At 45.0% G+C, this 14,902-nt stretch carries 10 protein-coding genes and 2 pseudogenes; 10 read left to right on the forward strand and 2 right to left on the reverse strand.

Annotated elements, in window-relative coordinates:
• Positions 1-395 precede the first annotated feature (395 nt).
• Positions 396-2,723: pseudogene (locus BXY_RS11805) on the reverse strand (sensor histidine kinase); the annotation flags it as partial.
• Here BXY_RS11805 and BXY_RS23800 point away from each other — a divergent pair.
• From BXY_RS23800 to BXY_RS11855, 10 genes and pseudogenes are all read left to right on the forward strand, one after another.
• A pseudogene (locus BXY_RS23800) lies at positions 2,705-3,105 on the forward strand (helix-turn-helix transcriptional regulator); the annotation flags it as partial. The pseudogenes BXY_RS11805 and BXY_RS23800 sit on opposite strands and share 19 nt — an antisense overlap.
• A 253-nt stretch (positions 3,106-3,358) precedes the next feature.
• Positions 3,359-4,519, forward strand: a complete 1,161-nt coding sequence (locus BXY_RS11815) for an OmpA family protein (protein WP_015532000.1) — start codon at positions 3,359-3,361, stop codon at positions 4,517-4,519.
• An 85-nt stretch (positions 4,520-4,604) separates the two neighbouring features.
• Positions 4,605-5,297, forward strand: coding sequence for an MIP family channel protein (locus tag BXY_RS11820; RefSeq protein ID WP_015532001.1), 693 nt, complete (start codon positions 4,605-4,607; stop codon positions 5,295-5,297).
• An 82-nt stretch (positions 5,298-5,379) separates the two neighbouring features.
• Entirely contained in the window at positions 5,380-5,802 is a 423-nt protein-coding gene (gene mscL / locus BXY_RS11825; protein WP_208946807.1) for a large-conductance mechanosensitive channel protein MscL, read from the forward strand.
• Between the two features lie 125 nt (positions 5,803-5,927).
• The gene (locus tag BXY_RS11830) at positions 5,928-6,215 is read left to right on the forward strand and encodes an HU family DNA-binding protein (RefSeq protein WP_005798022.1); all 288 of its coding nucleotides are present in this window, start codon (positions 5,928-5,930) and stop codon (positions 6,213-6,215) included.
• A gap of 176 nt (positions 6,216-6,391) precedes the next feature.
• The gene (locus BXY_RS11835; protein WP_015532003.1) at positions 6,392-7,168 is read left to right on the forward strand and encodes an SIMPL domain-containing protein; all 777 of its coding nucleotides are present in this window, start codon (positions 6,392-6,394) and stop codon (positions 7,166-7,168) included.
• 370 nt (positions 7,169-7,538) lie between these two features.
• On the forward strand, positions 7,539-7,949 hold the full coding sequence (locus BXY_RS23565; protein ID WP_243442490.1) for a hypothetical protein: 411 nt from the start codon (positions 7,539-7,541) through the stop codon (positions 7,947-7,949).
• Positions 7,950-7,970: 21 nt separating this feature from the next.
• Complete coding sequence (locus tag BXY_RS11845; protein ID WP_005798019.1) at positions 7,971-10,307, forward strand: TonB-dependent receptor; 2,337 nt, start codon at positions 7,971-7,973, stop codon at positions 10,305-10,307.
• 45 nt (positions 10,308-10,352) lie between these two features.
• Positions 10,353-11,369: a hypothetical protein gene (locus BXY_RS11850; RefSeq protein ID WP_005798018.1), complete on the forward strand. Its 1,017-nt coding sequence runs from the start codon at positions 10,353-10,355 to the stop codon at positions 11,367-11,369.
• Between the two features lie 372 nt (positions 11,370-11,741).
• Entirely contained in the window at positions 11,742-12,956 is a 1,215-nt protein-coding gene (locus tag BXY_RS11855; RefSeq protein ID WP_014299629.1) for a tyrosine-type recombinase/integrase, read from the forward strand.
• Positions 12,957-13,531: 575 nt separating this feature from the next.
• Here the strand turns inward: BXY_RS11855 and BXY_RS11860 are convergent.
• Positions 13,532-14,377: an AraC family transcriptional regulator gene (locus BXY_RS11860; protein ID WP_005799272.1), complete on the reverse strand. Its 846-nt coding sequence runs from the start codon at positions 14,375-14,377 to the stop codon at positions 13,532-13,534.
• Between the last annotated feature and the right edge of the window lie 525 nt (positions 14,378-14,902).

A 14,902-nucleotide genomic window follows, 5' to 3' on the forward strand; every position in this document is an offset into this window, starting at 1 on the left:
TTTTAAATATATAAAATGAGGAATAAATCAATAGTTTGATAATTATTTTATATGCAAATCGAATCACGAAAATTAACTACATTTATTAATTAAATATCACAATTGATTTTATTTTGCAAATATAGATTAATATTGCAATTTAAAACTTACCATTTCAGCTCGATTATTTATCTTTTTAGCAAGCGGTCATGGTGTTGTATATAAATGAATATGATTTGTTTTTCGCCCATATCACTATTTATTCTTGAATGTGTATATGAAAATTCATGCAATTTAAATATCTCAAAATCAGTAAGAGCAGTGTATTTTGTACCTTTTTGTTTGTATGTTATTCCTGCCGTTGCCTCTTGGCACGTAGCATTTCTGCCGCCTCCATTTCCGTCCAACGCTCGAAGTCCTCCACCTCTTTCCTTATTTCCCGTATTATCCGAATCCTGTATGCCGGCCCCTTCATCCACGACTGATATTCTGACCTTGTTTTCAAGCCTCCGTGTGTTTATCGTTATACAACTTTCAGGCATGCTGAATTTTAGCGCATTCATCAGCAGGTTTGACAGTACAGTGTGGCATTTTTGCCTGTCCAGCCATATCTCTTCTATATCGGTGTCCATTTGTAATTTTATGGATATTCCCTTTTCCTTGGCTTCATCTGTAAAATCTTTGACAATATCAGCTATCCACCCGTCTAATTTACATCTTTGTACTTTTAATTTACTGTAGCCTGCTTCCATACTGTTCCAGTCCAGCACCATGTCCACAATTTCCCTCATATGCTGCGCTTGGTTGGATATCAATTGCAATTGTGACATCAGATATTGAGGGGACTCTTTGTACTCTTTTTTGTCTATCAGGCGTTTTAGTGGAGCATAAATCAAAGTCAAGGGAGTACGTAATTCATGATTGATGTGAATAAGGAAATCTATCTTCTTTTCATTAAGATATTGTCTGTATTCTTTTAATCTCTTTTGTATTTTGATTTCTTTTCTTTTGTCGATAATATATATAACCACAATAATTCCTCCTGCAAGAAAAATGCACACTAGGATTATGAACCGGTCTGTTTTATACCATGGCGGGGTGACATGAATATCAGTCAGATGGACGGGAATGGTATAATCTCCGTCTTTTGTCAGACATGATACTTCAATGTGGTATTTGCCTGGGAGAAGGTTGGGGAGCTCCAGCATCGGATTATAAGATTCAATACTTTTATCAACATCTCCTTTAATAATGTATCGGAATGGAACCCGCTGGAAAATTTCTTTATTTTTAATATATACCCGCAGTACGAGTGTGTTATATTTCCATGGAATCTTTATGTTCCGTACATCTATATCCGATGTTTGCGGGCGTCCGTTAAGCTCTATACCATCAAGTACTATTTCGAGATATGGCTCATTAGGGTCCGGAATATCTGTGTTAATTTGCACCAGCCCCTCTGTGCCGCCGAAATAAAGATAAGGGTTGTTTTTCTTAGGCCGTTGTTGGTAAGTGAATATTATTTCATTGGGATGAAACCCGTCGCTTCTGTTCCATTGGATAAGCTTTTCATCTTTTGTACAATAAGAGAACAGCTGGTTTTGCGCGCAAATCCATACCCTCTCCGAAGATGGGTCATAGCGGAGTGCGTCAATATCGCTGAATAACTGTGATACGATTTTATAATATCTTTTTGCTTTTATGTCATAACATTCCATTCCTTCTGTCGTTCCCACCCGTATCTTACCTCGTCCGTCACAATCGATCGCGGTGATGACTTCTTTTTCGTCTATCTGGAAAAGCAGCCCGATACTATCATTCCTATTAGTGATCTGGAATATCTTGTTTGCGCTCATAGCCAGAGATATCTCCGCATCGGAATACCCCATGAGAGAAGGCGGCAATTGGTAATTTTTGCAAGCCTTGAATGCAGAGAATTTTTTATTGCTTATGTCATATATCCATGCATCCTTACTAAGTATGTATATTTTGTTTTCGGACACCCGGTGAGCTCGTGGAAGATATCCATAAAAGCACTGCCTGAAATTGATACTGTCGTTTACTATCGTAAATGGTCGATAAACTCCCGTGTTCTTTTCGAATAAAAAGAGCCCCTTCGTATAAACCGATACGAGCAGTGCCTTTTCTGATACTGGAGCAATGGAAATCACCTTGTCTCCATAGCTGGACTGAAAATGCTTGAAAAATCCCGTTTGGGAATCATACAGGTTTATTCCACCTCCGTCCGTGCCTATCCATAGTTTTCCATCGGATTCTTCATATAAACAGGATACCGATTTCTCGCTCATCCCGTTTATATCTCCCAAGGGGCAGTCCTTGTAAGTACGTATATGACTTTCTTTGATATTGAAAACTCCTCCTCTGACACTTCCCGCCCATAGACCTTTATTTCTGTCCTGATATAATAGAGTGACGGAGTTTACGGGCAACGAATTTTCATCTCCGGCAATATGGCAGAGGTTGGAGAAATTCTCATTAGACAGTTCCAGACGGTTGATTCCTCCTCCGTCAGTCGCCAGCCATAGGCACCCTTCCTTCTCTACGATATCCAATACATAATTGTTTGTTAGGTCGGAGTTTTCTTTTGTATACCGTTTTATAAACTTACCTGTTTTTTCATAACAAAACAAACCTTGTCCCCAGAAGGATAAGTATATATATCCGTTTGACGATAGATACGCCCCTTGTAAAATATTGTTTGAACCAGAGAATCTCCTTTTCAGAATTGTCCTATTTGAGGGATATTATCGAATATCGTATGGAATCTCTTGAAATTAGGGATCGGTTATGTAGATTCTTTGAACTTCTTGAATGTTACTTGAAAAGTGGAGCGGACCGCATCCATTTTCACGAAATAAAATCCAAGGAACTTTTCTGGAACATTCGCTTTTACTATTCCAGTCCAGGCAGGAACTTGCGAATTTCTTCTATATGATTATAGGTCGTTCGCAAGACTTCAAAAACAAGGTCTTGAACAATTACAAAAGTTGCAGGACCGTGAAAGAACTTGCATCGGCCTGTGATATCTCCCTTTCCGCCTTCAAAAGACAGTTTTCCGCGGAGTTTGGAGAGGCTCCAGCCGAATGGATACAGAAACAGTTGTTGTGAGAAATCAAATATAAACTTTCGATTACAGACTTGCTGTTAATAACAGTCATTTTGTTTTTTCCTGTTATTACTTGGAAGTGTTTTAATTCATTTCATAAACTGTGGATTATCGTTTATACAATTATGTACATCTTTAATCTATAAGATTGTTCTGAGAGCTTAAATGATAAATAAAAGAGCTAAAATGAAAACACATTTCTTTTTCAAATAACGTTCTTTGCAAAGAAAATTAATATAAAACTTTAAAATAATGAAGAAAATTTTTATCAGTTTGTTTTTGTCTGGTGTTTTTATGTATCACACAAATGCCCAGACTGCAGTAGAGGGTAACAAGTTTCTGGACAACTGGTCCATTGAGATCAGTGCGGGAGGAACAACCCCGTTAACACATCATTCTTTCTTTGGAAACATGCGCCCGATCACGGGGATAGAACTGAATAAACAATTGACACCGGTTTTCGGTTTCGGTCTGGAGGCGGTCGGAAGCTTTAACACCTCACAAAGCAGGACCATTTTCGACCGCTCCAATGTCAGTCTGTTGGGGTTGGTGAACCTGAACAATCTCCTTGGGACCTATACCGGGGTTCCCAGACCTTTTGAAATCGAAGCGGTGGTCGGAATCGGATGGTTGCATTATTATATGAACCGGGAAACGGGTTCCGATCAGAACAGCATGTCAACAAAACTGGGCCTGAACTTTAATTTCAACCTGGGAGAGAGCAAGGCATGGACATTGGCACTGAAACCTGCTCTGGTCTATGACATGAATGCTATGGGTTCCGAAGCCGTACATTTCCATTCCGGACGGGCCGTATGGGAAATATCCGTTGGTCTGAAGTATCATTTCGGATGCAGTAACGGGAAACATCACTTTACAAAAGTGAGAGCTTATGACCAGCAGGAGGTGGATGTCTTGAACGCAAAAATTAATGAACTTCATACACAGGCCGGTAAAGATGCCGAGGCTTTGCAGGAGGCAGTGCGAAAGGTAACGGAGCTGGAGGCCGCGCTGAACAAATGCCGCAACCAGGAACCAAAAATTGTGAAAGATACCATTGACAACACTAAAAAGACGCTGGAATCCGTCATAACTTTCCGCCAGGGCAGGACGACAGTTGACAACTCCCAACTCCCGAATGTCGAACGTATCGCTACTTATTTAAAGAACCATAAGGGAGCAAGTGTGCTCATCAAGGGTTATGCCTCTCCTGAGGGAAGCCTGGAAGTTAACGAGCGGATCGCCCGACAAAGAGCGGAGGCCGTGAAAAAAATGCTGGTGGGCAAGTATGGAATTGCAGAAGAACGGATTGTAGCCGAGGGCCAGGGAGTAGGGAACATGTTCGAGGAGCCCGACTGGAACCGGGTAAGCATCTGTACGATCAACGCGGGAACGGAATCCAGTAGCCGTTAAATGCGATCCGGAAAATACCGGAAAGATGCATTCACTTGAACAGAATGTATTAACTATATTTATTCTACACGTAATTTGAAATGCTATGAACAGGTATGTATCTGAAATGATCGGGACAATGATCCTTGTTTTGATGGGATGCGGAAGTGCTGTTTTTGCCGGGGATATCCCCGGTGCGGTCACCACCGGGGTGGGTACCCTGGGAGTTGCCATAGCCTTCGGGCTGTCGGTGGTCGCCATGGCATACGCTATTGGCGGAATATCCGGATGCCATATAAATCCGGCGATCACACTGGGCATGTACTGCTCGGGAGGAATGGGGGGCAAGGATGCCCTGTTATACATTATTTTCCAGATAATCGGGGGGATTCTCGGATCAGCCGTACTTTTCATACTGGTATCTACGGGGCCACATGCCGGCCCTACCATGACAGGGAGCAACGGCTTTGCTGAGGGGGAAATGTTGCAGGCCTTTATCGCTGAGGCCGTCTTTACGTTTATTTTCGTTCTTGTGGCGCTGGGAGCCACGGATAAAAAGAAAGGGGCCGGTAAACTGGCGGGCCTGGTCATCGGGCTGACGCTTGTCCTGGTGCATATCGTATGTATTCCCATCACCGGAACATCAGTAAATCCCGCGCGCAGCATAGGACCCGCACTTTTCGAGGGAGGAGGCGCGATCTCACAGCTTTGGCTATTTATCGTCGCTCCACTGACAGGAGGTCTGGCCAGTGCCATAGTGTGGAAAGCCATTTCTCAGCATAGCGACAGACAACGATGAAGGGAAGGTGGATGACCCCGAGACACGTTTCTCTGTTATCCACCTTTGTTTGATACATTATTATCAACTAAAATAAAAAAAGATGTCAAAAAGTAGTTTTTTACTGGATTTTAAGGCGTTTGTCATGCGTGGAAACGTAGTAGACATGGCCGTGGGTGTGATTATTGGCGGTGCCTTCGGGAAAATAATATCTTCAGTGGTGGCAGACATCATCATGCCACCGATAGGGTTGCTGGTAGGCGGAACCAACTTCTCGGAACTGAGATGGGAATTGGAACCCGCCAGGGTAGTTGATGGGGTCGAACAGGCGGCCGTCACGATAAACTATGGAAACTTCATACAGACCATGCTGGATTTTGTGATTATCGCTTTTGCCATTTTCTTGTTCATCCGCCTGCTCTCCAATCTCAGGCGCAAAAAAGAAGAGACACCCTTGCCCTCACCTGTCCCGAGCAACGAGGAAAAGTTACTTTCAGAAATACGTGACTTGCTGAAGAAACAATGACGTTTATTCAAACGGTATGGACGGTATCGGGCAGGAACATATCTGAGGGACAGGCTACTCCTTGGCGGTGGAAATTTTCCTTTGTCCCTGAATGATAAAAATAGTGTGAACATTAAAATTCAGATATGACTAAAGCAGATATTATAAACCGGGTCTCTGAGGAGCTTGGAATCGATCGCAGGACCGTTGGCTTGGTAATCGAGAGTTTCATGAAATGCGTGAAGGATGCACTCGGCAGAGAGAGAAGTGTATTCCTGCGCGGATTCGGGACCTTTTCTTTGAAGAAAAGGGCGGCAAAGAAGGCACAGAATATCCAACAGCACACAACCATATGCATCCCGGCTCGCAAGGTCCCTCATTTTAAACCCTCGGAGTCTTTCTTGGTTCTCCGGAAAGAAGATAATCGAAAATAGACCGGGAGTGAATCTACCCCTTCCATTGTCAGGGAGGGGTGGATTTTAATGTGTTTTATGGAAATTTATCAATCATGTTTTACTCCTGTTTTCCAGCTCCGTTCAGATATGGACTACAGGAGCATAGATGACCGGACGATCATGTAGATTCCCGGTAAACCTGTAAATAGACTGTTATGCGTGTTTTCAATCTTTTATTGTTGATCTCCATGTTCATTCCCTTTCCGCTGCCCGCTCAGGTGGGCGAACGTTATATAGAGGTAACCGGTACTTCCGAGATAGAGGTAGTTCCTGACAGGATTCATTACGTTATCGAAATAAGGGAGTACTTCGAAGAAGAGTTTGATGGCGTATCCAAACCGGAAGAATATCGGACGAAGGTTCCTCTTACCAGGATAGAGGAGGAATTGAAGCAGGTTTTGAAAATAGTCGGAGTGCTACGGGAGGCAATCCGCACAAAGGATGTGGGCGATAATTGGCGTAAGCCGGGACAGGATTTTCTGGTTTCCAAATCATTTGATGTCACGTTACGTGACTTCACACTGATTGATGAAATTTTAAAACGGGTGGACACAAAAGGAATTCATACGATGTATATAGATAAACTGGAACATAGGGATATCCTGTCCTATCACAGGAAGGGCAAGATAGAAGCACTGAAAGCGGCACGGGAAAAGGCGGTTTACCTGCTGGAGGCAATAGGTAAGAGGCCGGGTGAGATCATCCGCATCGTGGAAGGAGGGGATGCTGGAAAAGAGATGTTTGCACAAGGTCATATCTTATCGGTTGCCCCGCCCCCATTCGAGAGAAGCCGCACGATAAAAAAGGGATGTTCGATGCTGGTCCGGTTCGGGGTTATGGATCGACGAACCGTTTTTAACAAATCTCGGAGTGGATTTGCAAGAGAAGATAACGGGCATCCGTATGCGCAGGAAAGGGAATCTGGTTTGTAGTGAAATATCCGGCCCTGTCTCTGATCGGTAAACGGGTTAATAGATTCAACTCACGATAAGATGAAATATTTTTACTTTATTATGAATGCCGGGGTAAAAGTCGGAGAGGAAATCACCCATGCGATATTAGAAGGAAAAATTGATTCATGCATGGCATCCATATACGATATAATTGCTGTCCGGTCCGAAGGTGCTTTTTCCAGAAGCGTGAAAGGCATATACCGGTATTTGTAAAGAACAAGACTACATCATTGATTCCAACTTGAGAACCTTTGTGGTACGGACAACGTCTATACTCTACTTGTACTCTTGTAAATCACCATTTATAGGTATTGTTAGTTATTAATTTAATTTCTATTTTTACAAACTAATGGATCGTACGAAAAAAAAACAGAGACAGCGGGCTGTCATAGCATGTATGTTGTTGCTGACATTGATGCCCTTTTTCCTCGTGAAAGCTTTTCATGTTCACGGGGAACATTCGTGCGTATCCCATAACGAACAGGGGCACTCCCGTCACGATTCTCCTGAAAATTGTACCATCTGTCTCTTTACGCTCTCCCCGTTTGTCGAGGCAGGGATTTTTATATACGATTATATTCCGACTGGCAGGCCTGTAAGGTATCTTATCTCCGGGGAAACAGATGTCATCGTCATTCTTTTCCCGCATTTCCTCCGTGCACCCCCCCTGTGTGTTTGTCATAACTCCCTTGAGGGATTCGCATGCCATCACTGTGATTGCGTGCAGGGGCTTTTCATGTCCCGTCTTAACAGATTATAACCCGTTTATATTTTTTCAAGTATGACATTTCATGCATATCTCCAGTATGTGTGCCTGCTTGTTGTCTGCCTATGTACCCTCCCTTCTCCCATGGAAGCACGGGTACAGGCTGACCGGCAATCGACGGGTACACGCGATACTCTGCTGGTCATTGACCAGGAAAGCGGGCTTCCCATTGAAGGGGCCTATATCCTGACCGGGGAACGGTTACTTGTCAGCTCCCCCCGTGGAATGATTGTTTTCGGTCATGGAACGTGTTTCATGGATACGGTCCTCGTGCAGTGCCTGGGTTACGGTTCCCGGCGTGTACCTATGAACGAGGTATTCAAAGAAAGCAGCATACATACCGTATGTCTCTCCCCGGACATACAAAAACTCGGGGAAGTGGTCGTGACCGGTGAACGTGCCGGGGCGTCACCCAACGTGGTGAGCCGGCGCCTTTCATCTCCCGAGATCAGGAACGCGCTGGGAACCTCGCTTGCCACCCTGCTCGAACGTGTCAGCGGGGTAAGTTCCATCAGCACGGGAACCACTGTATCCAAACCCGTTATCCAAGGAATGTACGGGAACCGGATACTGATCATCCATAACGGTGCCCGCCAGACCGGGCAGCAATGGGGGGCCGACCACGCTCCCGAAGTGGACATGAACGGCAGCTCCTCCGTTTCGGTAATCAAGGGCTCCGATGCGGTAAGATACGGTTCGGATGCCCTTGGAGGGATTATCGTCATGGAGCAGTCTCCGCTTCCTTTCAGAAAACGCTCCCTTCAAGGGGGAATCTCCGCACTTTACGGAAGTAACGGGCGTCGCTACGTGGCTACCGGACAGCTCGAAGGTGCTTTTCCCGGTGATTTCGCCTGGCGTCTGCAGGGAACCTGGTCAAATTCCGGGGACCGTTCCACTGCGCACTATCTTCTGAACAACACGGGAACCAGAGAGTATCACGCTTCCGCCTCTCTGGGCTATGACCGCGGACGTCTGAGAGTGGAAGGTTTCTACAGCCGCTTCTACAGCCGGACAGGGGTGATGCTCAGCGCCCAGATGGGTAGCGAGGACCTGCTGGCGGAACGTATCCGGCTTGGTCGCCCCCTGCACACGGATCCCTTCTCCCGTGGTATCAGGCCTCCCTGCCAGGAGGTCACCCATCAGATCGCATTCGGCAGGATGCGGCTCGGCATGAAGAAGGGGGGGAGTATTCACTGGCAGAGTACCTGGCAGAAGGACGATAGGCAGGAAAACCGTGTCCGGCGGCTGGATTCTAACATTCCGGCGGTTTCCCTGCACCTGAATTCATTCCAGCATCTTCTGCGCTGGAAGCGGGATTACCGCTCCTGGCAGGTCGAGGCGGGAGGTCAGGTCATGTTCATCGAGAACCACAGCCGCGCGGGTACCGGATTCGTGCCCGTTATCCCGAACTACACGGAGACACAGGCAGGGATATACGGAATCGGGAAATATCACCTGGCCAGGGGAGGCGTTGAAGCAGGCCTCCGCCTGGATATGCAGGAAACCCGTGCCAGTGGTTATGACTGGACGGGAAGCCCCTATGGCGGGACAAGAAAGTTTAACAACGTGTCCTACAGCCTGGGAGGACACTATCAACTTTCCAGACGCTGGAGGCTCACCTCCAACTTCGGTCTGGCTTGGCGTGCCCCTCACGTGTATGAACTGTACAGCAACGGGAACGAGCTCGGGTCTGGGATGTTTGTCAGGGGAGACTCTGCGATGCACTCGGAAAGAAGCTACAAATGGATATCTTCCCTCCGTTACGGCGACGGGATGTTCAGCGTCTGTCTGGACGGTTACCTGCAATGGGTGGACGGCTATATCTATGAGGGGCCGGAGAAAGAGACAGTCACCGTGATTTCGGGAGCATACCCGGTCTTCCAGTACAGGCAGACCCCGGCTTTCTTCCGCGGTATGGACTTTGACCTGCGTTTCACTCCGGACGGTTCATGGGACTACCATGCCGTCGTCTCCTTTATACGGGCAAACGAACGGACAAAGGGTAATTATCTTCCTTATATTCCCTCCTTCCGTTTCAGCCATGAACTTGCGTGGATCCACGAGACGAAATCGCATCTCAGGCTGCGTCTGAACATCAGGCACCGTTTCACCGCAAAACAGAGGCGGTTTGATCCGGACACGGATCTTATCCCGTATACTCCCCCGGCGTACCATCTCCTCGGGTTCGACGCTGCTCTTGAACTTCCCGTGAAACGGGGACACCAGGTCCGGTTCATGCTGTCGGCAGACAACCTCCTGAACCGTGAGTACAAGGAATACACCAACCGCTCGCGTTACTATGCGCATGATATGGGACGTGATGTGCGTTGCGGTGTAAACTGGATTTTTTAATTTATAACAATTATAATCAACACTAATAAATAAATAAAAAGAAAAATGAGAACAATTGCATGTAAAACCGTGTGGGCACTTCTGGTAGGAGTGTCCCTTGTCCTGTCGCTGAACTCTTGCAGCAAGGATCCTGTAATACCAGAAGACGAGACGAAGAACAAACTGCATGAGGACCCGGCAAAAATGACCGTCCGCCTCGTTGAATGCCACCTGCACGCTGACTGGAACGAGATACAGAAGGCCGGAGGTCCCCACCAAAATCCGGAATCCCCAGCCAGGTATATGAAACGTGTCCAGGAGATCACTTATGAACTGAAGACCGGCAGTGGATGGACCCTTGCTGAAGGAAGCCAGGGCAAGTTTTACGTTCAGAAAAACGGCGAATATAAAAATGGAAACAACTTTACCCCGGCCCCGGTTTACCTGATGTTTATCTATTACTACAATTCCAAAGGAGAGTTAATGAACGGCCAGTTCGTGGAGAACGGGCAGGAGAATATCCACCAGCATTTCTTCACCCCGGAGAACGTGAGACCTACCTTTGACGGGAAACCGGAAACTGACGACAATGATCCGGAGGCACTGGTGGATTATCTCTATGTGGATACCACGCCCTGGGACAAGACCAAACATGACAACGAGGCGGAAATTACGGGAGGCACTAACCCGGTAGGATTAAAAGGAGTTATCCGGTTCCTGAAGGACCGCAAGGAGTTTGACCTGAAACTCCGCCTGTATCACGGCTACAATTCTAAAAAGAACCCGCAGACAAACGGCTTTGACCCGTTCTACAAGCCCTCCGGGGTATTGATCCAGCGTGGAACATGGGATATTAACCTGAGCATCCCGGTAGTGGTGTTTTGGAGCCGCGAGGAGTTTGTTGATGTGGACCCGGAGGCAGATGTGAACCTGATCGGGGAGGATAGCCTGGATGAAGACAGCAACCGCACGCTACACTCCATCATGAAAACCTTCAGTCTTACATGGAAGGAGGCGCTTGAGGAGTTCATCTCCTATACCTACCAGGCGGGGGATGTGGAAGCTGGATCCATATGGCTTTGATCATCTCGCGTAGGATGGAATTCTCTCTTTATCAATCTACAGGCGGCAGGTGGGGCCGCCTTTTTTGTCTTGTGCAGCGAAAAATCCCATCTGCTATGCTTAATCCCCGTGGTTTACTTGGGGATGTATTGGGACATGCTTTACCATCTCACCCTGTTCCATTTTTCATGTTTGGCAAGTTGAAAAAAATCCTATACATACAAGACGTACCGTTCCCTTACCGACGGGTCTGGAACCGACTTCCCGTCTTTCGTGCAATTTTCCCGCTTGGTTACTGAACTTTTTTGGTCTTTTTCCGATTTGATGCATATAAGTTTATGCTTCCTTTCCAGGAAACAAGGAAGCGTCAAATGTCTAACTAATAAAAAACTTATGGCAACAGTTAAAACAGTATTGGTAAAAGGAAGGAGCAACCGGTCCGGCAAATTCCCGTTAGTCGTACAGGTTCTTCACAAGCGAAGGAAAAAGGTTGTTTATACAGGATTCAGCATCCCGGATACCCTGTTTGATCCCGTAAAAGGGAGGGTTATCGACGGCGGGGAAAACACCCCGGAGTCGATTCGGAGGATCAACAACAGGTGCGAAAGTATCTCAAGGGTACTGTTAAAGTGTATTTCAATGATAGAGAAGAAATCCCGGGAATACGAAATAGAGGACGTATTCAGGACTTACGGCGTGTTAACCCGCGAAGCCGGTTTTTATTTCTATTTTTCACGGAAAATCCGAGAGCTTCGTGAAAGCGGTCATGAGGGAACAGCCCGGGCATACGCCTCCAGCCTGCGTTCCATGCAGAGGTACCTGGGAAAAAAGGATTTTCCTTTCATAAAACTCTCTTCCCGGATCATTTCCGACTACCAGGGGAAACTACTCGCTTCGGGTATATGCGATAACACCATTGGTTTTTATCTGCATAATATCAAGGCTCTTTTCAGGAAGGGATGTCGGGAGATGGGCCTGGAACTTCCTTGCCCATTTCGCGATATAAGCATTAAAACGGAAAAAACTCTCAAACGCTCCCTTGATCCGGTTGTGATTAAAACACTATCCGCAATTGAACTGGAAAAGGACAGCCCGTTATCTCTTGCCCGGGACATTTTCATGTTCAGCTTTTACACGCGTGGAATGTCATTCGTCGATATTGCATTGCTAAAAAAGAGGCATGTTTTCCCGGGTGAAATCTGTTACAGGCGTCACAAGACCGATCAATTGATGCGGGTAGGTATAAACAAGGAGATCAGTCGTATCCTGGAAAGATACAAGAATGTACCGGGAGAATACATCTTCCCGTTGTTTCCGGCAGAACGGGATCCGTACGCTGGTTATAGAAGTGCCTACCATAGGATTCGTTACTCCCTGGGAAAGATTTCCCGGGTCATTGGTTTGGAATTCCCGCTGAGACTTCACGCGGCCCGCCATTCATGGGCCACGATAGCCAAGGTGAACGGTGCCTCGGTTCATGTTATTGGTGAGTGTCTGGGGCATACGTCGGAAAAAACGACCCGAATCTATCTGAAAGAACTGGATCATTCCGCACTGGATGCGGTTAATAATCAAGTGGCTGACTTCATTTTAGCGGTGGATGATTGACCGGGCCCGACCGCGAAAGATATCAGCTCAAATTCTTCAGTTCCCGTCTGGACGATGGACGGCGGTTAAGCACCCCCAAAGAGGCTTTTACCACCGATAATTTTACCATTCCCGGATGTTTCTGTAAATCCCGCCTTGGTGCACGTGGCGGGATTATACAGGAAAAAAAAGGAACACCTTATTTAGCTAATTTATCTTATACCGTCTTCAATTGAAAGATGGCTACGAGAGGGATTTACATGTTATGGTATCTACGTTTTGGACCGGCATCTGTTGGGTAAACAGATGATTTAATGGAATAATAATATTTTTCTACATTAGTTAAATTCTATTATATAAGATATTTTTTCACTTTAATTATAGTATATTATCATAATATACGTATATTTGTTCCTGTTTCTTCACTCTCTCCCGTAGAGAGTGGAAAATTAAAAAAACTTACAGCATGTGTTAAAAAATAGCATAATCTTTTTTATTTGGATTACGCTGCAAATTTAAAGACAATAATTTTGTTGGCTGTTTCCGTTTTGGCTCTATTATTTATCAATTTCTTATCTCCCTCATTCAGAGATTGTTTAACCGCCTTTTATCTGCTGTCTTAACTCTCTGGGAGAACATCCCAGACATCTTTTGCAAAATCTGGAGAAGTGTGCAAGAGAGGAAAACTCCAGTTCATTGGCAATGGTTCCCAACGGCAGGTCTGTAACTGAAAGTTTGTATTTGATTTCTCCCAACAACTGTTTCTGCATCCATTCGGCTGGAGCCTCTCCAAACTCCGCGGAAAACTGTCTTTTGAAGGCGGAAAGGGAGATATCACAGGCCGATGCGAGTTCTTTTACGGTCCTGCAACTTTTGTAATTGTTCAAGACCTTGTTTTTGAAGTTTTGCGAACGGCCTATAATCATATAGAAAAAATTCGCAAGTTCCTGTCTGGAATAGTAAAAGCGAATGTTCCAGAAAAGTTCCTTGAGTTTTATTTCGTGAAAATGGATACAGTTCGCTCCATCTTCCAGATAACACACCAGTAGTTCAAGAAATTTGCATAACCGATCCCTGATTTCAAGAGGTTCCATACGATATTCGACAATTTCCCTCAGGTGGTATAACTCTGAAAAGGAGGCCCTTTGACAGGGCCATACTCCCCCCTCGAACAGGGCAGCCACGACTTCACATTTTTCCAGTGATTGGGTGTTAAACAGGCTGTCACGGCAAAAAAAGACCATCTCTCCTGATGAAACAGTGAACTGAAAACCGTTGCAGGAGAATTGCAGACTTCCCTTGAGTACGAACAGGATACAATCTTTTACCAATTCCTCCTCGTGGTTCAATCCTTCGTCAAATTTATAATACCGGAATCCCTCCTGCATAGATTTTGAGTAATTATAACAAGACGTGTGCTCGTTCAAATAAAAAAGTTCCATTGTTTCTGTTTTTGTTGCCTAATGATAATGTTAGTAATCTTATTTTCAGTTAGTTATATGATAAAATCTGTACATGTTTCATCTTTTATTTCTTTTTGGCATCTATAACCGCTTTCCAGAGCGGATTTTGAAAAATTTTCCACTCTCTACGGGAGAGAGTGGAAAATTAAATGGGAATTATAATTCAATGATATTATGCGAATGAGTCATGAAATATTCAATATGGAGTGATCCAATACAGACTCGATTTACCTGCATATTCGGGGTGGAATGTTTTTTAGGTTTTGTGTGTAGACAGATTAGCAAGTCTTTTTACTATAGGATTCCTGGATATTCATCCGCATATGTAAAATGAATTACTTTTTGATTCTTATACAAAGAATGAGTTCAAATATTAATTTGAAAGGTAATATAAGTCATAATTTTACTATCATAAAATGTAAAGATTACATTAAATCGTTAGGTTTATGCTGAGCGGTTTATGTTTTAAATCTTGATACATTTATTATTTTTATATATTTAAAC

Origin of the sequence: Bacteroides xylanisolvens XB1A (assembly GCF_000210075.1) — a bacterium.
In the GTDB taxonomy this organism is placed as follows: Bacteria; Bacteroidota; Bacteroidia; order Bacteroidales; family Bacteroidaceae; genus Bacteroides; species Bacteroides xylanisolvens.

Bases quoted from the DNA above. Each gene is read 5' to 3' on its own strand.
- BXY_RS11860 (WP_005799272.1), bottom strand. From the start codon at position 14,377: ATGGAACTTTTTTATTTGAACGAGCACACGTCTTGTTATAATTACTCA.
- BXY_RS11855 (WP_014299629.1), top strand. From the start codon at position 11,742: ATGGCAACAGTTAAAACAGTATTGGTAAAAGGAAGGAGCAACCGGTCC.
- BXY_RS11850 (WP_005798018.1), top strand. From the start codon at position 10,353: ATGAGAACAATTGCATGTAAAACCGTGTGGGCACTTCTGGTAGGAGTG.
- BXY_RS23565 (WP_243442490.1), top strand. From the start codon at position 7,539: ATGGATCGTACGAAAAAAAAACAGAGACAGCGGGCTGTCATAGCATGT.
- BXY_RS11815 (WP_015532000.1), top strand. From the start codon at position 3,359: ATGAAGAAAATTTTTATCAGTTTGTTTTTGTCTGGTGTTTTTATGTAT.
- BXY_RS11830 (WP_005798022.1), top strand. From the start codon at position 5,928: ATGACTAAAGCAGATATTATAAACCGGGTCTCTGAGGAGCTTGGAATC.
- BXY_RS11820 (WP_015532001.1), top strand. From the start codon at position 4,605: ATGAACAGGTATGTATCTGAAATGATCGGGACAATGATCCTTGTTTTG.
- BXY_RS11845 (WP_005798019.1), top strand. From the start codon at position 7,971: ATGACATTTCATGCATATCTCCAGTATGTGTGCCTGCTTGTTGTCTGC.
- BXY_RS11835 (WP_015532003.1), top strand. From the start codon at position 6,392: ATGCGTGTTTTCAATCTTTTATTGTTGATCTCCATGTTCATTCCCTTT.
- mscL (WP_208946807.1), top strand. From the start codon at position 5,380: ATGTCAAAAAGTAGTTTTTTACTGGATTTTAAGGCGTTTGTCATGCGT.